The sequence below is a fragment of the Mesorhizobium sp. WSM1293 genome (assembly GCF_000513875.1).
GTDB classification, from domain to species: domain Bacteria; phylum Pseudomonadota; class Alphaproteobacteria; order Rhizobiales; family Rhizobiaceae; genus Mesorhizobium; species Mesorhizobium ciceri.
Map to the genome: position 1 here is coordinate 138,792 of NZ_AZUV01000014.1, position 22,381 is coordinate 161,172.

Consider the following 22,381-nt stretch of genomic DNA (forward strand, 5'->3'; position numbering starts at 1 on the left):
GGGCACTGGCTATGATCGAGCTTCGCTTGCGCCCTGAGCACGATGACGGTCCCTTGCCTCTTGCGGCGCGACGTTTCTGGGGCCGAAGACGACGAAGCTGATGACGGCAAGGGCAAGAACGCCGATCCCGCTATAGAGCATCACCCAGCCAAAACCGTTGACCAAGGCGGCATGCGCAAGCGCGCCGGACGGGTCGAGGGTCGCCAGCCTGGGCCAATATTGCGAGAGGCCATCGAGATTTCCGGTGGCGATCTTTTCCGCCAACGCGCGCAATTCGTCCGGGTCAAGGGCCGTGCCCAATGCGGTTTTGAGATAGGAAGCAATTCCCTGCGTCAACAGCAGGCCCAGCACCGCGATGTTGATGGCGAGCGTGATCAGCCGCGCGCTGATATCGATGCCCGAAGCCATGCCGGCGCGATCCGGCGACACCGAACCCGTCGTGGTGTTGGTGGTCGGTGAGTTGGTGAGGCCGATACCGATACCGGCGATCAGCGTACCGGGCAGCATGGTCAGCCAGCTGGTTCCCTCAAGGCTCGAACCTATCCTCATGGCGATAAAGCCGACCCCCAATGTCAGCAACCCGAGCGGGATCGCCACCCGCGCCTGATAGCGGGCGCGCAGGCGCTCGGCGGTCGAGGACATCAGCATCAAGGGAAGCGTGTAGACGAGCAGCAGCAGGCCGGTCGTGGTGCTGTCGTAGCCGAGCACACCCGAAAAATAGATCGGCAGATAGATGATGAACGGCCAATAGCTGAAATTCATGCCGATGCCGCCCATGATCGCTCCCGAAAATTGACGGATCCGAAACACCGAGAAATCGAACATCGGGTAGGGGCTGATCTTCTCGGCAACGAGGAACGCGGCGAAGGCCAGCACGGCAGCACTTGCTACGCCGATGCGGGCGCCAGAGCCGAGATCGGCCCCTTGCGTGATCAGATAGGAGAAGCCGAACACCGCGAACGAGAGCGTCAGGATACCGGCACGGTCAAGCTTCTGGGCATTGTGGTCGCGTGATTCGGTGACACCGGCACCGATGAAGACCAGCGCAAGGATGGCAAGCGGCACATGGATGAGGAACACCCACTGCCAGCTCGAGAACGCGACGATCAATCCACCGATGGCGGGACCAAAGCCAAGCCCGATCCCCGAGACGACGCTCCAGGCCACAAAAGCCTTGCCGCGTTCGCTGCCGTCCTGAAACTGGTGGGACAAGACGGCCACGCTGCAAGTGAACATCGCCCCTCCCGCCAGGCCTTGCAGGAAGCGTGCAATGATGAGGAGCGAAGCGCTCGGCGCGAGGCCGCACAGCAGTGAGGCCAGGCCGAAGGCGATGGTGGCGATCACCATCACCCGTTTGCGGCCGAAGCGGTCGGCCAGCGTTCCTGTCGCCATCAGCACCGTGGTGCAGGCAATGGTGTAGGCGTTCATGATCCATTGCAGATCCTTGAAGTCAGCGGCGAGCACGCTTTCCAGTTTCGGAAGGATCACCGGGACGCTGGAGATTTCGAGGCCGAACAACAGCGAGGCAAGGCAGGCCCCGGCAAGCGCAACGGTGTTTCGGTCGATTTGAAACGTCATGTCGATCACTTTCTGTCGAAGCATTCTGGAACCGGGCTGGCTCTTCAAACTGCGGTCGAGATGACATAGACGAGGCTTGACCATGAAAAAAGACTATGCATTTCTATTTCAGAGATAACAAAATGGAATGCCGGAGATGGCCAGTCTCGATGTCGATGCCGTGCGCACTTTCGTCATGGTGGCCGACCTGCAGAGCTTCACCCGGGCGGCTGCAGCACTTGGCAGCACCCAGGCGACGATCAGCGTCAAGTTGCGGCGGCTCGAGGAAAAGCTCGGCGCACGTTTGATCGAACGAACCCCGCGCCGCGTGGCACTGTCGGAAAGGGGGGCTGTCTTCCTGCCCGTGGCCCGCGAATTCCTTGCCGCCCATGAACGCGCCGTCGCGGAATTTTCCGCGGCGCCATGTCGGCTTGCGCTCGGCTTCGTCGATCATGTCGCGGGGCCTGAGCTTTCCACGCTGATCGCCCAGCTTCATGCCCACGATCCGTCGCTCGCGCTCAACATACGGATCGATACCAGCTCCATGCTGGAAGAAGCTTTCGATCGCGGCGAACTCGATGCGGTGATTGTGCACCAGGAAGATGACAGTCGACGCGGTGAAGCTTTGTCGCGCACCCACTATGGCTGGTTCGCGGCACCTGGCTTCGAATGGCGACCAGGCACGCCCCTGCGCCTCGCTCTTTTAAGCACCAGATGCAATTGCCCGGACCGTATGAGAGCGGTCGAGGCGCTGGACCGGGCAGGCATCGCCTGGAATGAGGCTTTCGTCGGCGGCGGCGGCGCTGCCGTCAACATCGCGGTATCGGCGGGCTTTGCCCTTTCCGCCCTCGCTTACCGGGTTGTGCCCCCGGGCTTGATCGAGGTGGGCCGCAAACTCGGCCTGCCACCAATTCCCCCGTCCGAGATCGTTTTGCAGTCGCACGCTCTGCCGCCGCGGGCGCGGGAGGCGCTGCACATGCTCGCGACCGCTTTTCGCGAATATAGTTCGCCTGCCGAATAGGCAAGGGTGTTCCTGATCCCGATTCTATTGGTATGGATCGGGTTCCAGACTTCAGAGGGAACGAAATGTCCGAGATAATCGTCCGCCCGCTCGCGCAGTCCGACCACGCCGATTGGCGGCGCCTGTGGACCGACTATCTCACCTTCTATGAGACGAAGCTGCCGGAAGAGGTCTATGCCATCACCTGGAAGCGGCTGTTCACTCCGGGCGAATTCGAGCCAAAAGGCTTCATCGCCACACTGGACGGCAAGGCGGTCGGTCTCACGCACTACCTGTACCACCGCTCCGGCTGGTCGGAGAAAAACAACTGCTATCTGCAGGATTTGTTCGCCGACCCGGATGTGCGCGGCAAGGGGATCGGCGCCGCCCTTATCAACGCAGTGAAGGAAGAGGCGGCAAAGATCGGCGTCAAGAATGTCTACTGGATGACGCACGAGACCAACGCCACCGCGCGCAAGCTTTACGACCACGTCGCCCGCCGCACGGGCTTCATCGAGTATGATTTGCTGTAACCGGCCATGTTCATCCCCTTCTTCCTCGAACTGAAGGCAGCACGCGTTCCCGTCTCGCTCAGGGAATATCTGTCGCTGCTGGAGGGTCTGGAAGCTGGGCTGGTCGACTACGACGTCGAAGGTTTTTATTACCTCGCCCGCGCCGCCCTGGTGAAGGACGAGCGCCATATCGACCGCTTCGACCAGGTGTTCGCGCATGTCTTCAAGGGCATCGAAGCACTGGGCGGGCCGGATGCAGTCGATATCGCCAACATCCCCGAGGAATGGTTGCGCCGCCTCGCCGAAAAGCACCTGACCGACGAGGAGAAAAAACTGGTCGAGGCGCTCGGCGGTTTCGAGAAACTGATGGGGACATTGAAACAGCGGCTGCAGGAGCAAAAAGGCCGTCACCAGGGCGGCTCGAAATGGATCGGCACCGGCGGCACCTCGCCTTTCGGCGCCTATGGCTACAATCCCGAAGGCGTGCGCATCGGCCAGCATGAAAGCCGCAGCCGCCGCGCGGTGAAGGTCTGGGACAAACGCGAGTTCAGGAATTTTGACGATGCCGTCGAACTCGGCACCCGCAACATCAAGATCGCGCTGAAACGCCTGCGCCGCTGGGTGCGTGAGGGCGCCGAGGAGGAGTTCGACCTGCCCGGAACCATCCATGCCACGGCCGAACACGGCTATCTCGACGTGCAGACGCGGCCAGAGCGGCGCAACGCGGTGAAGCTGTTGATGTTCTTCGATGTCGGCGGTTCGATGGACGACCACATCAAAAGCGTCGAGGAGCTGTTCTCGGCCGCCCGCGCCGAATTCCGCCAGCTCGAATATTTCTATTTCCACAACTGCCTCTATGAGGGCGTGTGGAAGGACAATCGCCGCAGGCATGCCGAGGTGATTCCGACCTTCGACCTGCTCCACAAATATGGGCCGGACTACAAGGTGATCGTCGTCGGCGACGCCTCGATGAGCCCTTACGAGATCGCTCACCCCGGCGGTTCGGTCGAGCACTGGAATCCGGAGGCGGGCAGCGTCTGGCTCGGCCGTCTGCTGCAGCAATGGCCGAACGCGGTATGGCTGAACCCCGAAGACCCCAAGAACTGGGGCTACACCCATTCGATTGCGATGATCCGCGACATCTTCGGCGGCCGCATGTTCCCGCTGACGCTGGCCGGGCTTGAGGGCGCGACCAAGCAGCTTTCAAGAAAGCACTGAAAGACCGACAGGAGATCCGATGACCTGCTTCCTCTGCCTGCAATGCGGCGTCCAGTTCGCGGCGACAGAGACGCCGCCAGAACATTGCCCGATCTGCGAGGACGAGCGCCAATATGTGCGCTGGGAGGGCCAAGCGTGGATCACGCCGGAGGAACTTGCCGAAGGACACCGGCTTGTGATGAAGGACGATGCCGGCGTTCTCGCCTTCGGCATCGAGCCGCGCTTCGCCATCGGCCAACGGGCGCTGCTGGCGCAGACGCCACACGGCAACGTGCTGTGGGACTGCGTTTCGATGGTCAGCGACGAGGCGGTGGCCGAGATCAACCGCCGCGGTGGCCTGGCGGCGATCGCCATCTCGCACTGCCACTATTATTCGGTGATGGCCAGTTGGAGCGAGGCGTTTGGCGACGTGCCGATTTATCTCCATGCCGATGACCGCCAATGGATCATGCGACCGCACAAGGCGATCGTCAGTTGGGAAGGCGAGACGCTGGCCATAAACCCTTCGCTGACGCTCATCCGCTGCGGCGGCCACTTTGCCGGCGGTCAGGTACTGCACTGGAAACGCGATGTCGGCGACGTCTTGCTGGCCGGCGATATCTTGCAGGTGACGCCGACGCGCCGCCATGTCAGCTTCATGTACAGCTATCCGAACTACATTCCGCTCAATGCAGCGGCCGTGCGCCGCATCGCGGCGGCACTGGAGCCATTCGCGTTCGACCATATCTATGGTGCATGGTGGAACCAGAATGTCATCGGGGGCGCAAAAGCGGCGTTGGCTGCTTCGGTCGATCGCTATCTCAGGGCGATCGCATAAAGATCACGATCGAAAATGCGGGCAAATCGCGCAACAAATGCCTATCTTGGTGCGAATATGAGGTTGCAATCCGCGCATGATCCCGAACTTCCGGTTCGGATTATGCGCAAAACCAAAGTACTATAGCGTCCTTTGCGCGTGCGATGGGCGCGCGGCGCTGTAGTGGCGAGCCGGCAAGGCTGAGGAGATCACATGGACACCCACACCTACCCTGTAACCCGCACCGACGCCGAATGGCGCGCCCGGCTGACGCCGGAGCAGTATGCCGTCATGCGCGGCCACGGCACCGAGCGGCCGGGAAGCTGCGCTTTGCTCTACGAGAAGCGCGCCGGCACCTTTTCCTGCGTCGGCTGCGACCAGCCTTTGTTTGAATCCAAGTTGAAGTTCGAGAGCGGCACCGGCTGGCCGAGCTTCAACGACCCGGTGCCGGGTTCGGTCGAAAACACCGTCGACCGCAGCTACGGCATGGTTCGCACCGAATGCCATTGCGCCCGCTGCGGCAGCCATCTCGGCCATGTTTTCGAGGACGGCCCGCCGCCGACTGGCCTGCGCTATTGCATCAACGGCGTGGCGCTGAAATTCGAGCCGGCGGCCTGAACCGAAATTCGATTGAATGAATGAAAAGGGCGGCTGCGGCCGCCCTTTTCATTGCCCCCCGGCCGAACCCGGCGAACGCGGTGGGCGCCCGTGTCCGCTCTCAGACCACGACCGTCAGGATTAGCCATAATGTGGCGCCGAGCGTCATCAGCGAGGCCTTGGCGCCACTGGCCTTTTCCGTGGTTCGCCATACGGAAAAGGTCAGAAAGAGGTTGTAGGGCACCGGTGCGAAATGCACCGCCAGAACCAGCGCGAGCGGCAGCTTCAGTCCGAGCAGGACGATCGCGGCCACCAGAGATGCGACGTTGAGCGCCGTGCCGACAAGAACAAGGTCGCGCCAGAACAGCCGGTCGAGCGGCACCTGGCCTTGCCAGCGTGAGCGGAAAAAGGAGCCGATACCCTCTGGCAACACCGGATGTCTATCCCTGCCTCAGGACTTCGGTTACCGCGCGCTCGAAGCGCGAACATTCGGTCACCAGCCAGTCGGCCATGGCTGGCCAGTTGTCCTCGGCATAGCAGTTCACCCGCCACATCGAATTGATGCCGAGATCCTCGCAACTCTGTTCCGGCCTGAGCTTCAGCCTGACTTCGATATCAGGCTGGAACGGTTTCAACCGCGACCACGCTTGCGTGGCGCCGAACTTCTCGTTGCGGCCGAAGAAGACGCCGACCTGGTTCTGCGCCGGCGCGACATACATGGAAAGGACCAAGGCGAAATCGGGCAGCCCGCGCTGCCAGAACCAGGGTCCGCGCCTCGCCATCAGAGCCCTTTCTTCCGGATGCCGCTCGGCGAACAGCGTCCAGAAGCCGCGCTGGCGGAATTCAGAGGCGCGGCGGGCGCCGAAGTCGAATTCGCTCATGGCTCGATGCTCGCTTCGGCATCATGCTCGGCCGGAGACTGTTTCGAAATTCGCTCCGGCGAGTCATATGGTGGTGGTTTCGAGAACCGGAGCGGAGCGTACTTAAAGTACGTGAGCTCAGTTCTACTGCATTGCAGTAGAACTAGGGAAGCGCAGAAAACGCCACCAGATGGCCGCCGGAGTAGAATTCCAGACGGTCTCTACACCATGCCGAGTGCGGCCTTATACAGATCGAGGATGGTTTCCTCTTCCTGACGCTCGGCCTGGTCCTTCTTGCGCAGCCGGATGATCGTGCGCATCGCCTTGGTGTCGAAGCCTGTGCCCTTGGCCTCGGCGAACACTTCCTTGATGTCGTCGGAAATGGTCTTCTTCTCTTCCTCGAGCCGCTCTATGCGCTCGATGAAGGCACGCAGCTGGCCGGCGGCAACAGTCTGGCTGGTATCGGTGATATCGTCGGCCATATTTTTCTCCACATCGTTTCTGCGCCGCGACTCGGGATGCATGCAGCGGCGAATTGAGCGGGCTCGATGCCCGACCGGCGGCGGCGGGTCAAGCTGTTATCGATGATCGAACTGATGCTGCCGCCACGATGCGGACAGCGATCCCCAGGAAGGTATCAATTAGCTGAAAGCGATCAGCAGATCCTTGGCATCGATCTGGTCGCCTGCCTTGACCAGCACCTCGGCGACCGTGCCGTCGCGCTCGGCATGCAGCGCCGTCTCCATCTTCATCGCTTCGATGGAAAGCAGCACGTCACCGGCCTTCACAGCCTGGCCGGCAGCCACCGAAAGCGCAGAAACGACGCCCGGCATCGGTGCGCCGACATGCGCCTCGTTGCCGGGTTCGGCCTTGCGGCGGGCCTTGGCGGCGGACGCGCCATGCGCCCGGTCGGGCACCTTGACACGGCGCGGCTGGCCGTTGAGCTCGAAGAACACGGTGACCATGCCCTTCTCGTCGACATCGCCGATGGCCAGGCAGCGCACCACCAGCGTCTTGCCCTTCTCGATGTCGACGAAGATCTCGTCTTCCGGCTTCATGCCGTAGAAATACGTCGGCGTCGGCAGCACGCTGACCGGCCCATAGGTTTCCTGCGCGCCGGCGAAATCCGTGAACACCTTCGGATACATCAGCCACGAGGCGAATTCGAACTCCGACAGCTTGCGCTCGAGCTTCTCCTCGATTTCCTTGCGGTTGGCCTTGAGGTCGGCTGGCTTGAGCAGCGAGCCGGGCCGCACCGTGATCGGCTTGTCGCCCTTGAGCGCCTTCCTCTGCAGCGCCGCCGGCCACCCGCCTGGCGACTGGCCGAGATCGCCGCGCAGCATCGAGACGACCGAATCCGGGAAGGCGATATCCCTATCCGGGTTTTCGACATCGGCAACGGTCAGGTCCTGGCTGACCATCATCAATGCCATGTCGCCGACGACCTTGGACGACGGCGTCACCTTGACGATGTCGCCGAACATCAGATTGACGTCGTGATAGGTCTGCGCCACCTCGTGCCAGCGCGTCTCCAATCCGAGCGAGCGAGCCTGTTCCTTCAGATTGGTGAACTGCCCGCCCGGCATCTCGTGCAGATAGACTTCCGAGGCCGGCCCCTTGAGGTCGCTTTCGAATGCGGCGTACTGGTTGCGCACCGCTTCCCAGTAGAACGAGATCTTCCTGATCCATTGCGGGTCGAGACCGGGGTCGCGTTCGGTGCCCTTCAGCGCCTCGACGAGTGAGCCAAGGCATGGCTGCGAGGTGTTGCCGGAGAAGGCATCCATCGCCGCGTCTATGGCGTCGACGCCGCTTTCCACCGCCGCCAGCACCGTCGCCGCCGACAGGCCCGACGTGTCGTGGGTGTGGAAATGGATCGGCAGGTCGGTCGCCTCGCGCAGCGCCTTGAACAGCACGCGTGCTGCGGAAGGCTTCAGCAGGCCGGCCATGTCCTTGACGGCGATGATGTGGGCGCCGGCCGCCTGCAATTCCCTGGCTAGGCCGACATAGTATTTGAGGTCGTATTTCGCCCGCGCCGGATCGAGGATATCGCCGGTGTAGCAGATCGCCGCTTCGATCAGCTTGCCCTCGGCTCCGACCGCATCCATGGCGACGCGCATGTTGTCGACCCAGTTCAGGCAATCGAAGACCCGGAACAGGTCGATGCCACCGCTTGCTGCCTGCTTGACGAAATGCTGCACGACATTGTCGGGATAGTTGGTGTAGCCGACGCCATTGGCACCGCGCAGCAGCATCTGCAACAGCAGATTGGGCGCCGCCTCGCGCACCAGCGACAGCCGCTCCCACGGATCCTCGGTGAGGAAGCGCATGGCGACGTCGAAGGTGGCGCCACCCCAGCATTCCAGCGATAGAAGCTGCGGCAAGGCACGCGCATAGGTACCGGCGATGCCGGCAATGTCATGCGTGCGCATGCGCGTCGCCAGCAGCGATTGATGGCCATCACGCATCGTCGTGTCGGTGACCAGAACCTCCTTCTGATCGCGCATCCAGGCCGCGAACTTCTGCGGGCCCAGCACATCCAGCTTCTGCTTGCTGCCGCCGGGCACATTGCCGTTGAGGTAAGGCACCACGGGTGCCGCGGCGTCGGCCTTCGGCTGCGGTCGGCCGCGCGTCTCAGGATGGCCGTTGACGCTGACGTCGGCGAGATAGTTGATGAGCTTGGTGGCGCGGTCCTGGCGCTTGACCTGCTGGAACAGTTCCGGCGTCGTGTCGATGAACTTGGTCGTGTAGGAATTGTCGGCGAAGCTCGGATGGTTGATGATCGCTTCGAGGAAGGTCAAATTGGTGGCGACGCCGCGGATGCGGAACTCGCGCAGCGCCCGATTCATGCGGGCGATCGTCTCGGCCGGCGTCGGCGCCCACGCCGTCACCTTCTCCAGCAGCGGATCGTAGAAGCGGGTGATGACCGCGCCCGAATAAGCGGTGCCGCCGTCGAGGCGGATGCCGAAGCCCGTCGCGCCGCGATAGGCGGTGATGCGGCCGTAATCGGGGATGAAATTGTGCTCGGGATCTTCCGTGGTGATACGGCACTGCAGCGCGTGGCCGTTCAGCCTTATGTCCTTCTGCGCCGGCACGCCTGATTCCGGTGTGCCGATGGCAAAGCCGTCGAGGATATGGATCTGCGCCTTGACGATATCGATGCCGGTCACCTGCTCGGTGACGGTGTGCTCGACCTGGATGCGCGGGTTGACCTCGATGAAATAAAATTGGCCGGTGTCGGCATCCTGCAGGAACTCGACCGTGCCGGCGCCGATATAGCTGGTCTCGCGGGCGATCTTGAGCGCATGGCCGCAAAGCTCCTCGCGCTGCGACATTTCGAGATAGGGCGCCGGCGCCCGCTCGACGACCTTCTGGTTGCGGCGCTGGATCGAACAGTCGCGCTCGAACAGGTGCACGGCATTGCCATGGGTATCGCCCAGCACCTGCACCTCGACATGACGGGCGCGCTCGATCAGCTTTTCGAGATAGACCTCGTCCTTGCCGAAGGCGGCTTTCGCCTCGCGCTTGCCTTCGGTGACTTCACGGGCAAGGTCGGCTTCGGCGCGGATGGCCCGCATGCCGCGGCCGCCGCCGCCCCATGATGCCTTCAGCATCACCGGATAGCCGATTTCCTTGGCCAGTGTCTTGACCGTCTCCATGTCATCCGGCAACGGATCGGTGGCGGGGATCACCGGCACGCCGACCTCGATGGCGAGATTGCGCGCCGCGACCTTGTTGCCGAGCCGCCGCATTGTGTCCGGCCTCGGCCCGATGAAGGTAATGCCGGCTTCGGCACAGGCGTCGGCGAATTCGGGACTTTCCGACAACAATCCGTAGCCGGGATGGATAGCATCGGCACCCGACAGCCTGGCGACGCGGATCACCTCCTCGATCGACAGATAGCTTTCGATCGGCCCCATGTCCCTGGTCAGATGCGGCCCGCGTCCGACCTGGTAGCTCTCGTCGGCCTTGAAGCGATGCAGGGAGTATTTGTCTTCCTCCGCCCAGATCGCCACGGTTTTGAGCCCGAGTTCGTTGGCCGCGCGGAAGACGCGAATGGCGATTTCGGACCGGTTGGCGACGAGGATCTTCGTGATGGCCAAGGACTGGGCTCCAGCGACGGAAGGAAGAGAAATCGGCGCAATGATTAGCGTGAAAATGCTGCAGTGCAAACGAAATTGACGCGCATTTAAACCGATTGAAATGGAAACATTGCGCCAAGGACCTTTCCCATTCCTCCGAACAGCCAAAAAAGAGCCGGCTTTCCGGTTAATGCACGATCATTGCCCGGCTAAGCATCGGCTCCACCGGCCGCCCCTGAACATGACGATGGCAAAAGAAAATGCCCGGCGCGAGGCGCCGGGCATCCGTAAATGGTCTGGAGACTGACGAGCTTACATCTTCTGGACGTAGGTGTACTTGCCGTCGTCGCCCTTCTTCCATTCGTACATGACGTAGCCGGGCAGCGTCGGATCGCCCTTGGCGTCATAGGACAGGTCGCCGAGAACGGTCTTGAAGGGGCCGTTTTCATGCAGCGCCTTGGCAACTGCCTGCGGGTCGTTCGACTTGGCAGCGGTCGCTGCTTCCGCGATCGCCTGCACGGCGGCGTAGGAGTAGAGCGTGTAGGCTTCCGGCTCGAAACCCTGCGCGCGGAACTTCTCGACGAGTTCCTTGTTGGCGGGGATCAGGCGCGGATCCGGGCCGAACGTGTTGAGCGTGCCCGCAACTGCGTCGCCAGCGATCGAAGCCAGTTCGTTCGACACGATGCCATCGCCGGAAACCAGCGTTGCCTTGAGGCCCTGGTCGGCCGCCTGACGGATGATCAGGCCGGCTTCGGTGTGCAGGCCGCCCCAATAGATGATGGAAACGCCGGCTTCCTTCATCTTGGCGATCAGCGCCGAGAAGTCCTTGTCGCCGACATTGATGCCTTCATACATGACTTCCGTCACGCCCTTGGCGTTCATCGCCTTCTTGGTTTCGTCGGCAAGGCCCTGACCATAGGTGGTCTTGTCGTGAACGACAGCGATCTTGGCGTCCTTGAAGTTGGCGGCGAGATACGCGCCGGCAATGCTGCCCTGCTGGTCGTCGCGTCCGCAGGTGCGGAACACGTTCCACAGACCGCGCTCGGTGAATTGCGGGTTGGTCGCGGCCGGCGTCACTTCGACGATGCCGTTTTCCGCATAGACTTCAGATGCCGGGATAGAGACGCCGGAGTTGAAGTGGCCGACCACGAACTTGACGCCGTCGCCGACGAACTTGTTGGCGACCGAGATACCCTGCTTCGGATCGGAGACGTCGTCGCCGACTTCGAGCTTGATCTGCTCGCCGTTGATGCCGCCCTTGGCATTGATGTCGGCGACAGCAGCTTCCGCCCCCTTCTGCAGCTGCGCGCCGAAGGCGGCGTTCGGACCGGTGATCGGGCCCGCGACGCCCATCATTACGTCAGCCCACGCGCTGCCGCCGAACGCGACAAGCGCGGTCAGGGCGACGGCGGACAAAAGTGACTTTTTCATTTAAACGCTCCCATTAACGGAGTGGGCGTGGATGAAGCTTTCATGCGATGCCCACCCTTATCGCAGAAAGCATAGTTTGCCGATTTTCAGGCACTTGTCACGCCGATTCAATTTCGAGGCGGCGTTAATGATGAACGTCAACCTTTCGGTTTCCAGCTCAAGAGTGAAGCTCTTTCGTAGAGCCAATTATACTGTGTCACCATCTGGTTGGTGCGCGTGTATTGATAGCCGACGAAGCCGAGGATCATCAGCACGATGGTGTCGACGACATAATAATGCAGCGAGAACATGGTGCCGCCGAACAGCGCGTGATGGATGAAGCGGATCGCGATGCCGAGGCCCAGCACATAGGCGAACAGCTGGATGAAGCTGCGCCACGTCTGGGCACTGGCCTTGCCCGTCATCCACGCCGCCCAGCCGCCGAGCAGACAGGTGACGAAGAAGAACTGCCAGATCGAGGGTTCCTCGTAAAGAATGCCCTGCATGGTGAAGTCTCCCTAGCATGATCCCGAAAAGTTGCGGACTTTCCGGACAAAGATCATGCGACAAACAAACAATCTGGAGCGGAATAGCGGTGCACGCATTCCGCTTCGAACTCAGTGGTGCCCGCCCTCGAGATAGGCGGCGCGCACTTCCGGATTGGCGAGCAGTTCCTTGCCGGTACCGCTCATCGTCACATTGCCGTTGACCATGACGTAGCCGCGCGTGGCGAGCTTGAGCGCGCCGAAGGCGTTCTGCTCGACCAGGAACACGGTCAGCCCCTGGGTGCGGTTCAGTTCGCGGATGGCGTCGAAGATCTGCTTGACGATCAGCGGCGCGAGACCCAGCGACGGCTCGTCGAGCAAAAGCAGCTTCGGCCGTGCCATCAGCGCGCGTCCGATCGACAGCATCTGCTGCTCACCGCCCGACAGCGTGCCACCGCGCTGGGTGATGCGCTCCTTCAAACGCGGGAACAGCGTGAACACCTTCTCGACGTCCTCGTCATAGTGCTTGAGGTTGTCGAGGCTGGCGCCCATCTGCAGGTTTTCCATCACCGTCATGCGCGGAAAGATCCGCCGGCCCTCGGGCGATTGGGCAATGCGCATGCGCGCGATCTCGTGCGTCGGCATCTGGGTTATGTCGGTGCCGGCAAAGGTGATAGTCCCGGCGCGAGCCCGCGGCGCACCGAAAATAGTCATCATCAGCGTCGACTTGCCGGCGCCATTGGCACCGATCAGCGCCACGATCTCACCCTGCTTGACGGTGACATCGACGCCGTTCAGCGCCCGGATGTTGCCGTAATAGGTCTGCACGCCCTTGATATCGAGCAGCGTTGTCGCGGCCATCACTTGCCCCCTCCACGCTTGCCCGCCACGGGCTTGGCAGCGGTGTTGCTCGCGGTCTTTCCGGAGGCTGCCTTTGCAGTCTTTGCGGAAGCATGGCTCGTCGCCACCTTGCCCGCGTCGACGCGGCGCGAAAATTCCGTGTCCCTGCCCTGGCCGAGCAGCCTGGCCTGTTTGACCCATTCCTCGCGCGCGATCCGTCCGTCAAAAGCAAGATAGGCTTCGGCGGCCTCGACGTCGGCCTTTTTCCAGGCGCCGATCTGGTCGAAGTGGAAGATGCCGTGGTCGTTGAGCTTCTTCTCGTTGACCGTACCGATGCCCTTTATGCGGGTCAAATTGTCGGCCTTGCCGCCGCGAGGCGCAGCCAGCCGGTTGGAGATCTCTCCAGTCTTCGCCGCAGGCTTGGCGGATGCGGTCGACTTCGCCGCCGTGCCGGTTGCCGCCTTCGACGTCGCTTTCGGAGCAGGCTTTGCCTTCGCCGGCGGCACGGCTGCCAGCGAGGCTGCCTTGTTTGCCGCGGCGAGCGACCTGGCGTCGACCTGACCGGCCTTTGACGCTCCCTTGGCCACCGTAACCCGCTCGCCCGAACTATGGCCGACCGTGTCGGTCACCGGCCCGGCGAGATAGGACGACGATGTTCCCGGACCGTGCGCGGCATCCGGCCCCGTATCGAGCTGTTCGATGACATCTTCGTCGCCGACTTCGGTAAGGACCGCTTCGACTTCCTCGTCGTCGACGCCGAGATAGGCGGCGATGACGCGCGGATCGGTGCGCACCGACTGCGGACTGCCGTCGGAGATCTTGCGGCCATACTCCAGCACCACGACATGGTCGGAGATCTGCATGACCACCGACATGTCGTGCTCGATCAACAGGATCGAGGCGCCGGATGTGTTCTTGATGTCGATCAGCAGCTCGTTGAGCGCCGCCGATTCCTTCGGATTGAGGCCGGCCGCCGGCTCGTCGAGGCACAGAAGCTCGGGTCCCGTGCACATGGCGCGAGCGATCTCGAGACGGCGCTGCGCGCCATAGGGCAGGTCGCCGGCCGGGTCGTCGGCACGGTCGACAAGATCGGCCTTTTCCAGCCAATGCTTGGCGAGTTCCACCGATTCGGCCGAGGCCTTGCGATAGCCACTGAAGCCGAACAGGCCAAGCACCGTGTACCCCGATGCCTTCATCAGTTTGTTGTGCTGGGCGACCAGCAGGTTCTCCAGCAGGGTCATGCCGGAGAACAGGCGGATGTTCTGGAAGGTGCGCGCCACCTTGGCGCGCGCCGGGATTTCATGGTTGGGCAGCCGCTCGAGCAGGAAGGTCGAACCATCGTTCCGGTTGAGCGTGATCATGCCTTCCGAGGGCTTGTAGAAGCCGGTGATGCAATTGAACACCGTGGTCTTGCCGGCGCCGTTGGGGCCGATCAGCGCGGTGATCTCGCCGCGCTTGGCGGCGAAAGACAGATCCCCGATGGCCACCAGGCCACCGAACTTCATCGACAGATGATCGACCTGAAGGATAGCGTCGTTCATGCCCGAAGCGGCTTTCTGAACAGGGTTCGCATTCATCAGCCGTGTCCTTCCTTGGTGAAGGAGCTTGAGACGGCCTTTCGCTCCTTCAGGAAGGCGGTTGGTTCGCGACTGCCGACGAAGCCGCGCGGCTTCCACAGCATGACGATGACCATGGCCATGCCGAACAGAAGCATGCGGTAGAGTTCCGGTGTGAAGTCCGGTCCGAAGACCTGCTTGAGGAAGTCGAGTTCGCGCAACGCCTCGGTGCCGCCGATCATCACCATTGCGGCGACCGCTATGCCGACCAGCGAGCCCATGCCACCGAGAACCACGATGGCCAGGATGATGGCCGATTCCAGGAAGACGAAGGATTCCGGGCTGACGAAGCCCTGCCGCGCGGCGAAGAACGCGCCGGCGAAGCCGCCGAACATCGCACCCGTGGCAAAGGCTGTAAGCTTCGTGGTGGTGGTGTTGATGCCGAGCGAGCGGCAGGCGATCTCGTCCTCGCGCAACGCTTCCCAGGCACGGCCGACCGGCATGCGCCGCAGCCGGATGGTGACGAAGGCTGTCAGCAGCGCCAGCGCCAGGATCAGGTAATAGAGGAAGATCTTGTAGTAGGCGCTCGATGTCGCCAGATGCAGCACCTTGGCGACGTAATTGGGGTCCGACACGTTGAAGGTCATCAGGCCGAAGAAGGTGACCTTCGGGATGCCGGAAATACCGGCTGAACCGTTGGTGACCTCCCGCCAGTTGATCAGCACCAGGCGGATGATCTCACCGAAAGCCAAGGTGACGATCGCCAGGTAATCGCCGCGCAGGCGCAGCACCGGGAAACCGAGCAGCACGCCCCAGAAAGCGGCCATGGCGCCGGCGGCCGGCAAAAGGATCCAGAACGACAGGCCGTACTGCGTGCCGAGCAGCGCATAGGCATAGGCGCCGACCGCGTAGAAGGCGACATAACCGAGGTCGAGCAGGCCGGCGAGGCCAACGACAATGTTCAGGCCCCAGGCCAGCATCACATAGATCAGGATCTGGATGCCGAAATTGTCGACCCATTTCAGCGAGCCTTGCAGTCCGCCGACGAACGACCAGGACATCAGCGACAGGATCGCCACCACCAGGATCGGATAGAGGATCAGCGCGGCAATGCCGAGTTTGGTGAAGTTGGCATGAATGAAGCCGCGGAAATAATAGATCACGCAGGCCAGCACATAGATGACCGACAAGGCGCGCAGGAACTGCAGATAGCCCGCCGGCTCCGCTCCCACCCATCCGACGAGAGAGCTGTTGACCGCAAACAACACCACCGCCGCGACCAAGGCCACGATGAAGGCCGGCAACTGGAAGAAGCGTGACGCCACGCTGGCCGGCAGCAGGCCGGTGGCGACGTCGGTGATCTTCTGGTTGGCCAGGAAGGGCTGTCCATAGGCGACATAGAGGAAGCGCCCGACAGCCGTGGCGATAACCACGGCGGCAAGCAGGCCCCAGCGTGTCGTCAGGACCAGTTCATTGGAAATGTTCTGGCCGGTCTTCAGGCCGATGAACAGCACGAACAGGCCAAACGATATGGCAGCGGCATAGAGCGCCTCGCGCAATGCGCGCTGCATGGGGGTGGCGACGGTGTCGCGCTCCGGAGATACGGTGACGGCCATAGTCTCAGACCTTTTCGACTTCTGGCCGGCCCAATATGCCGGAAGGCAGGAAGATCAGCACGATGGCCAAGATCGAGAACGCCGCGACATCCTTGTAGTCGATCGAGAAATAGGCCGACCACATGCTCTCGATAAAGCCGATCATCAGCCCGCCGACCACCGCGCCCGGCAGCGAACCGATGCCGCCCAGCACCGCCGCCGTGAAGGCTTTCACGCCCGGCGTGAAACCATCCGAGAAGGCAATGACGCCGTAATACATCAGGAACAAAGTGCCGGCGACCGCGGCAAGGGCCGCACCCATGATGAAGGTGATCGAGATGGTACGGTCGACATCGATGCCGAGCAGCGCCGCCATCTTGCGGTCCTGCTCACAGGCCCGTTGCGCTCGTCCAAGCGAGGTCTTGTTGACCAGATACCAGAACAGCGCCAGCAGCAGCGCCGTGACGACGACGATGATGATCTGCTTCAGCGACACGCTGATGCCGTTGATGTTGTAAACCTGGCTGACCATCGGCGGGATCGGCTTGTTGCGGGGACCCTGCGTCACCTGGACGAAGTTCGACAGCGCGATCGACATGCCGATGGCAGTGATCAGCGGGGCCAGTCGGAACGAACCGCGCAGCGGCCGGTAGGCCACCTTTTCGATCGTCCAGTTGTAGAGGCTGGTGAGCAGCATCGCCACGATCATCATGATCAGCAGCGCCAGCACAACCGGCACGGAATAGAACAGCGCGCCAAGGGCGAGGAAGACGATCAGTGCCGTGAAGGCACCCACCATGAAGATGTCGCCATGGGCGAAATTGATCATACCGATGATGCCGTAGACCATCGTGTAGCCGATCGCGATCAGCCCATAGATCGATCCCAGCGTCAGCCCGTTGATAAGCTGCTGGACAAAGTACTGCATGTGTACATGGCTCCCCTGGAATGTCGCCCATGCAGACGCATTCCTTTTCGTATTTCCCCTAGTCGTAAAGTTTCGAGCCCGGATTGCAACGTCATTTTTCAATCGTCATGCGTGTTTTCGAAGCACGCCGCCCGATTGCCCGTTTTCCATCATCCGACCCCTGGACTATCGCGGACCCTACCATTGGCATAACGCAATGTCTTTGACGATTCGACCGCATCATGCGCTCCGTTTCGAAGAAATCGCCGTCAAAATTAGGTGATGAAAGGAATCCTTGCGTTTTTGGCACGGTCCATTTTTCAGGTCGTTGCTTTCCGCAAGGGCAGGATTCCCATCACTTGACAACAAACCCGTGCGCGAACGGGTCGCGGTCGTCGATGAAGATGGTGTTCAGTCCGGTCATGCGCGCCCAGCCGCCGATCGAGGGAATGATGGCCGGCTTGCCGGCCACGCTGACATCCTTTTCGACCTTGCCCTTGAACAGCGAACCGATGATCGATTCATGCACGAAGCTGTCTCCGGCCTTGAGTTTGCCCTTGGCATGAAGCTGCGCCATGCGCGCCGAGGTGCCGGTGCCGCAGGGCGAGCGGTCGATCGCCTTGTCGCCGTAGAACACGGCATTGCGGGCATCCGCCCCATCCACCGTCGGCGCACCGGTCCACAGCATGTGCGACAGCCGGTTGATGCCAGGATTTTCCGGATGCACGAAGGAATATTTCTCGTTGAGCCGCTGCCGCACCACCGGGCTCCAGGCGATGAAGTCGCCCGCCGAATGATCGGCCATGTCGCGATAGTTCTCCTGCGGTTCGACGATGGCGTAGAAGTTGCCGCCATAGGCGACGTCGACGGTGATTTCACCGAGCCCAGGGCATTCGACCGTCAGCCCCTCGGCATGGAGGAAGGATGGCACATTGGTGATGCGCACCTCCTCGACATAGTCGCCGACCTGCTTGTATTCGGCGACGACCAGCCCGGCCGGCGTGTCGAGCCTGAGCACGCCCGGCGTCTTTGGTTTGATCAGTCCGTGCTCGATGGCCATCGTCACCGTACCGATCGTGCCATGGCCGCACATCGGCAGGCAGCCGGAGGTTTCGATGAACAGGATGGCGATGTCGCAATCCTCGCGCGTCGGCGGATAGAGGATCGAACCGGACATCACGTCGTGGCCGCGCGGCTCGAACATCAGCCCGGTGCGGATCCAGTCATACTCGGCCAGAAAATGCGCACGCCGCTCCATCATCGTCGCGCCCTGCAACAGCGGGCCGCCGCCGGCGACCAGCCGCACAGGATTGCCGCAGGTGTGGCCGTCTATGCAGAAGAAGGATTTCTTGGCCATGACGCTCCTCGAAAATCAAAAACCCGAAAAAATCAAAATCGTTGCGGACTGAAGGGGGCCAGATCGATCGGCGGAATCTGCCCCAGGACAAGATCCCTGATCAACCGTCCGGTGGCCGCCGCCTGGGTCAGGCCGAGATGGCCATGGCCGAAGGCATAGACCACCGACCGCTTTCCCGGCGCGCCGCCGATGACGGGCACTGAATCCGGCAGCGAGGGGCGGAACCCCATCCATTCGCGCCCGCCCGAGGGATCGAGCCCCGGCAGGAATTTCTGTGCCTTCTGCAGCAGCGCCTTCGACCTGGCATAATTGGGCGGCCGCTCGATGCCGCCGAGTTCGACGGCGCCGCCGACCCGCAGGCCCGTTTCGAGCGGCGTGACGACGAAACCATGGCCGGAGAAGATCAGCATCCGCTTCACGTCGAAGGCACTCGTGGGCAAGGTGGTGTTGTAGCCGCGCTCGGTCTCCAGCGGAATGCGATCGCCGAGTTGCTTGGCCAGCAGATGCGACCAGGCGCCGGCGGCGACGACGAGGTGCCGGGCCTGTCTGGTCGTGCCGTCTGCCAACGTCAGCGTCGCTCCATCCTGATCCGCCGCGACTTGGCTGATCCGGACCAGCTCAAAGCGAGCGCCCTTGGCCTGCGCATAGGTCCACACCGCTTTGCCCAGCAGTTTCGGGTCGGCGACCGTCTTCCATCCCGGCACGAATGTGCCTTTGATGAAGCGCGGCGACAGGCCCGGCTGCAAGGCGGCCAGTTCCTCGCCCTCGACGTGGCGGAAACCGATGCCGAAACGCTTACGCGCCGCCCAGCCGGGCAGCCCGGCCTGAAATTCGGCTTCGCTTTCGTAAAGCTCGAGCGAGCCATCCTCGCGCAGCATCGACCGCGTGCCGGAGCGGTCGAGCAAGCCCATCCACTCCGCCTCGGCAAGCTTCATCATGCCTGCTTGAGCGGCAAGGCTCGCCTCGTATTTCCCCGGCGCACCGGCGCGCCAGAAGCGGATCAGCCAGGGCAGAAGCGTCGGCAGGTAGGCGGGCGGGATGCTGAGCGGGCCGAGCGGATCGGCCAGCCATTTCGGCAGCTGCCGCATCATGCCCTTGTGCGCCAGCGGCAGCACGTCGGAGAAGGCGAAGGCGGCGGCATTGCCCGAGCTCGTCTCCTCGCAAATGCCTGTGCGATCGAAGACGGTGACCCTGCGTCCCGCCTCAGCGAGAGAAGCAGCGGCACAGATACCGATGATGCCGCCACCGACGATGGCTATGTCCAACCCTTCTCCCCGTTCACGGGGAGAAGGCGCCCGAAGGGCGGATGAGGGGCTGCGCCCCGCTTCTGTCGACTTGGAATTTCCTTGCACGTGGGCGCTGCCCCTTATCTGGCTGCCACCATCTTCTCCCTGCGAACAGGAAGAAGAAGCCTCAGAACTGCGGCAGTGTCGGCCGCACCGCGAGCGCATCCTTGACGATCTTCTCGACGGACTTGCGGCGATCGCCAGACAGCGGCTGTCGCGGCATGCGAACGCGGTCATTTGTGTTGATCGCGAACACTTCGGCAAGCTTGATGTTTTGGACCAGATAGGTCGAGACGTCGAGATCGAGCAGCGGCCGGAACCAGCGGTAGATGCCGAGCGCCTCTTCGCGGCGACCCTGCTTCATCAGCTGGTAGATGGCGACCGTCTCGCGCGGGAACGCGGTGACCAGTCCGGCCACCCAACCGATGGCGCCGACCGACAGCGCCTCGAAGGCCAGATTGTCGACGCCGGTGAACAGGTCGTAGCGAGTGCCCAGGCGATTGATGATCTCGGTCGAACGACGGATGTCGTCGGAGGATTCCTTGATCGCGACAAAGCGCTCGTCCGACGCCAGCTCCTCCATCTGGTCGACGCTGACGTCGACGCGGTAGGCAAGCCGGTTGGAGTAGATCATGACCGGCAGGTCGCCAGCCTGCGCGACCGCGCGCAGCGCCGCGACCGTCTCTTCCGCATTGGTGTGGTAGATCGGGCTCGGCACGACCATCAGGCCGTTGGCGCCTTCCCGGCTCGCGCGCTTGGCGATGCTGGCGGCCTCGCGTGTGCCGGCCTCGTTGACCGTCAGCAGCACCGGCTTCTTGCCGGCGACCTTTTGTGCGGTCTTCAGCACCTCGATCTTCTCATCGGGCGACAGCATCGGCCCCTCGCCGAGCGATCCGCAAACGATGATGCCGTCGCAGCCAGCTTCCATCTGCAGGTTGAAGCAGCGCTCCATCTCGGCATGATCGAGGCGATCATCCGCGGTGAATTTGGTCGTGACGGCAGGAAAAACTCCGGTCCACATGATCATCTCTCCATCTGATATATCACTGGTATATCTATTAACAAACCCGCTGTCAATGAGAAATCCGTTATGATATATTCAAGATATATCAGGAGAGCGCATTTGATATCCACGGCAGCAAGCACCTCGGCGGAGCCGGCCGCGACCAGGGCCTACCATGTGCTCGAGCACATGATCGTCACGCTCGAACTGGCCCCGGCAAGCTTCGTCACCGAGGGCGCCCTGATCGACAGGCTCGGGCTTGGCAGGACACCGGTGCGCGAGGCGATCCAGCGGCTGGCCTGGGAAGGGCTGCTCGACATCAGGCCGCGCGCAGGCATCGCCATCGCCCCGCTGCATCCCGGCGACTGGCTGCGCGTGCTCGACGCGCGTCGCGGCGTCGAGGTGGTGCTGGCCCGCTCGGCCGCCCGCTTCGTCACCCGCGAGGCCGCCGACCTGTTTCACGAAGCAGCGCTTGCCATGCAGAAAGCGGTGATCTCGGGCAACGTGCTTGCCTTCATTCAGGCCGACAAGGCACTTGACGAAGCGTTGGCGCTCGCTGCCGACAATCCCTTCGCCGCCCGTTTGGCCGCCCCGTTGCAGACCCACAGCCGCCGCTTCTGGTTCCGCTACAAGGCCGAGACCGGTCTTGCCGAATCCGCCGAGCACCATGTCGCGCTGATCCGCTCGATCCTTGCCGGCGACGAGGAGGCCGCGGCCAAGGATGCCAAACGCCTGATGGCGCTGCTCCGCGGCCACGCCGAAACGGCGGCGACGCGCTGAACGTCTTTTAATCCGATGCGCTTTCGTCGCCGGTGCTTCCTCGAAGCTCGGATCACGTCCCTGGCAAGGCAGCCGCCGCCATCAACGAACCGTCCCAGCCTTCGCCCGCCGTGATGACGCAGCTCTGACCATGCGTGTCGGTGGCAAGGATCGTCCAGGTGCCCTGGTCGGAGACGAATATCTCAAGAATGACGCTCGGGTTGACCAGGCCGCGCGCAGCCTCGCTTTCGTGGAATTTTTCCCCGAGCGCTTTGATCATATCCGCACGGGCTGCGCATTGCTCCGCCATCGCCGGGACGGCGGCAAACGCGGAAACCGCCGCGAAAAATAGCGTTGCCACAAGACGGGTCATCTGACACCTCCTTGCGCCAGACGATGTCCCCGAAGCTGTCGCCAGCGCCGTTGCTTGATCTGCCGTACCTCCTTGCGGCAGGACTGCAAACCAAGACGGCAGATGCCCACTTGGTTCCATCACATTAGCGTTCACGCAGATAGGGTCGTCGCCGGACTGCAAAAAGGCCCGGGCGCGAGCGCCCGGGCCTC

At 62.4% G+C, this 22,381-nt stretch carries 21 protein-coding genes; 6 read left to right on the forward strand and 15 right to left on the reverse strand.

Going from position 1 to position 22,381, the window contains the following annotated elements:
• Positions 1–9: 9 nt before the first annotated feature.
• A complete protein-coding gene (locus M729_RS01000000135450) occupies positions 10–1,578 on the reverse strand; it encodes an MFS transporter (protein ID WP_050596297.1) in 1,569 nt (522 codons plus the stop codon).
• A 136-nt stretch (positions 1,579–1,714) separates the two neighbouring features.
• Between M729_RS01000000135450 and M729_RS0119230 the strand changes: the two genes are divergently transcribed.
• From M729_RS0119230 to msrB, 5 genes are all read left to right on the forward strand, one after another.
• Positions 1,715–2,578 carry a LysR family transcriptional regulator gene (locus tag M729_RS0119230; protein ID WP_024502900.1) on the forward strand — a complete coding sequence of 288 codons (864 nt, stop codon included), beginning with the start codon at positions 1,715–1,717 and terminating at the stop codon, positions 2,576–2,578.
• A 65-nt stretch (positions 2,579–2,643) separates the two neighbouring features.
• Positions 2,644–3,090 (forward strand): GNAT family N-acetyltransferase, encoded by a 447-nt coding sequence (locus tag M729_RS0119235; protein ID WP_027162544.1) that lies wholly within the window; start codon positions 2,644–2,646, stop codon positions 3,088–3,090.
• 6 nt (positions 3,091–3,096) lie between these two features.
• Complete coding sequence (locus M729_RS0119240; protein ID WP_027162545.1) at positions 3,097–4,287, forward strand: VWA domain-containing protein; 1,191 nt, start codon at positions 3,097–3,099, stop codon at positions 4,285–4,287.
• 19 nt (positions 4,288–4,306) lie between these two features.
• Positions 4,307–5,104, forward strand: coding sequence for an MBL fold metallo-hydrolase (locus tag M729_RS0119245; protein ID WP_027162546.1), 798 nt, complete (start codon positions 4,307–4,309; stop codon positions 5,102–5,104).
• A 192-nt stretch (positions 5,105–5,296) separates the two neighbouring features.
• Positions 5,297–5,701: a peptide-methionine (R)-S-oxide reductase MsrB gene (msrB, locus tag M729_RS0119250; protein ID WP_013529102.1), complete on the forward strand. Its 405-nt coding sequence runs from the start codon at positions 5,297–5,299 to the stop codon at positions 5,699–5,701.
• A 100-nt stretch (positions 5,702–5,801) separates the two neighbouring features.
• On the opposite strand, the gene M729_RS0119255 is transcribed toward msrB, so the two are convergent.
• The 13 genes from M729_RS0119255 to M729_RS0119315 all read right to left on the reverse strand — a co-directional run bounded on the left by M729_RS0119255 (position 5,802) and on the right by M729_RS0119315 (position 21,076).
• Positions 5,802–6,113, reverse strand: a complete 312-nt coding sequence (locus M729_RS0119255) for a hypothetical protein (RefSeq protein WP_027162547.1) — start codon at positions 6,111–6,113, stop codon at positions 5,802–5,804.
• Between the two features lie 7 nt (positions 6,114–6,120).
• Positions 6,121–6,561: a hypothetical protein gene (locus tag M729_RS0119260; RefSeq protein ID WP_027162548.1), complete on the reverse strand. Its 441-nt coding sequence runs from the start codon at positions 6,559–6,561 to the stop codon at positions 6,121–6,123.
• A gap of 200 nt (positions 6,562–6,761) precedes the next feature.
• Positions 6,762–7,022, reverse strand: coding sequence for a DUF2312 domain-containing protein (locus M729_RS0119265; protein ID WP_013529099.1), 261 nt, complete (start codon positions 7,020–7,022; stop codon positions 6,762–6,764).
• Positions 7,023–7,181: 159 nt separating this feature from the next.
• Positions 7,182–10,640: a pyruvate carboxylase gene (pyc, locus tag M729_RS0119270; protein ID WP_027162549.1), complete on the reverse strand. Its 3,459-nt coding sequence runs from the start codon at positions 10,638–10,640 to the stop codon at positions 7,182–7,184.
• A 291-nt stretch (positions 10,641–10,931) separates the two neighbouring features.
• Entirely contained in the window at positions 10,932–12,050 is a 1,119-nt protein-coding gene (locus M729_RS0119275; protein ID WP_013529097.1) for a branched-chain amino acid ABC transporter substrate-binding protein, read from the reverse strand.
• A 137-nt stretch (positions 12,051–12,187) separates the two neighbouring features.
• A complete protein-coding gene (locus M729_RS0119280) occupies positions 12,188–12,535 on the reverse strand; it encodes a DUF6867 family protein (protein WP_013529096.1) in 348 nt (115 codons plus the stop codon).
• A 111-nt stretch (positions 12,536–12,646) separates the two neighbouring features.
• Positions 12,647–13,375, reverse strand: coding sequence for an ABC transporter ATP-binding protein (locus M729_RS0119285; RefSeq protein ID WP_013529095.1), 729 nt, complete (start codon positions 13,373–13,375; stop codon positions 12,647–12,649).
• Entirely contained in the window at positions 13,375–14,931 is a 1,557-nt protein-coding gene (locus M729_RS0119290; protein ID WP_027162550.1) for an ATP-binding cassette domain-containing protein, read from the reverse strand. Before M729_RS0119290 ends, M729_RS0119285 begins: the two co-directional genes overlap by 1 nt.
• Complete coding sequence (gene livM, locus M729_RS0119295) at positions 14,931–16,526, reverse strand: high-affinity branched-chain amino acid ABC transporter permease LivM (RefSeq protein ID WP_013529093.1); 1,596 nt, start codon at positions 16,524–16,526, stop codon at positions 14,931–14,933. The genes M729_RS0119290 and livM overlap by 1 nt, the downstream gene beginning before the upstream one ends.
• Before the next feature lie 4 nt (positions 16,527–16,530).
• On the reverse strand, positions 16,531–17,433 hold the full coding sequence (locus M729_RS0119300) for a branched-chain amino acid ABC transporter permease (RefSeq protein WP_013529092.1): 903 nt from the start codon (positions 17,431–17,433) through the stop codon (positions 16,531–16,533).
• 334 nt (positions 17,434–17,767) lie between these two features.
• Positions 17,768–18,769, reverse strand: a complete 1,002-nt coding sequence (locus M729_RS0119305; RefSeq protein WP_013529091.1) for a 4-hydroxyproline epimerase — start codon at positions 18,767–18,769, stop codon at positions 17,768–17,770.
• A 32-nt stretch (positions 18,770–18,801) separates the two neighbouring features.
• Positions 18,802–20,034 (reverse strand): FAD-binding oxidoreductase, encoded by a 1,233-nt coding sequence (locus tag M729_RS0119310; protein WP_084652672.1) that lies wholly within the window; start codon positions 20,032–20,034, stop codon positions 18,802–18,804.
• 148 nt (positions 20,035–20,182) lie between these two features.
• On the reverse strand, positions 20,183–21,076 hold the full coding sequence (locus tag M729_RS0119315; protein WP_024502892.1) for a dihydrodipicolinate synthase family protein: 894 nt from the start codon (positions 21,074–21,076) through the stop codon (positions 20,183–20,185).
• 69 nt (positions 21,077–21,145) lie between these two features.
• Between M729_RS0119315 and M729_RS0119320 the strand changes: the two genes are divergently transcribed.
• Positions 21,146–21,838: a GntR family transcriptional regulator gene (locus tag M729_RS0119320; RefSeq protein ID WP_050596296.1), complete on the forward strand. Its 693-nt coding sequence runs from the start codon at positions 21,146–21,148 to the stop codon at positions 21,836–21,838.
• Between the two features lie 52 nt (positions 21,839–21,890).
• Here the strand turns inward: M729_RS0119320 and M729_RS0119325 are convergent, their stop codons facing one another.
• Entirely contained in the window at positions 21,891–22,190 is a 300-nt protein-coding gene (locus M729_RS0119325) for a hypothetical protein (RefSeq protein WP_024502890.1), read from the reverse strand.
• Positions 22,191–22,381: the final 191 nt, after the last annotated feature.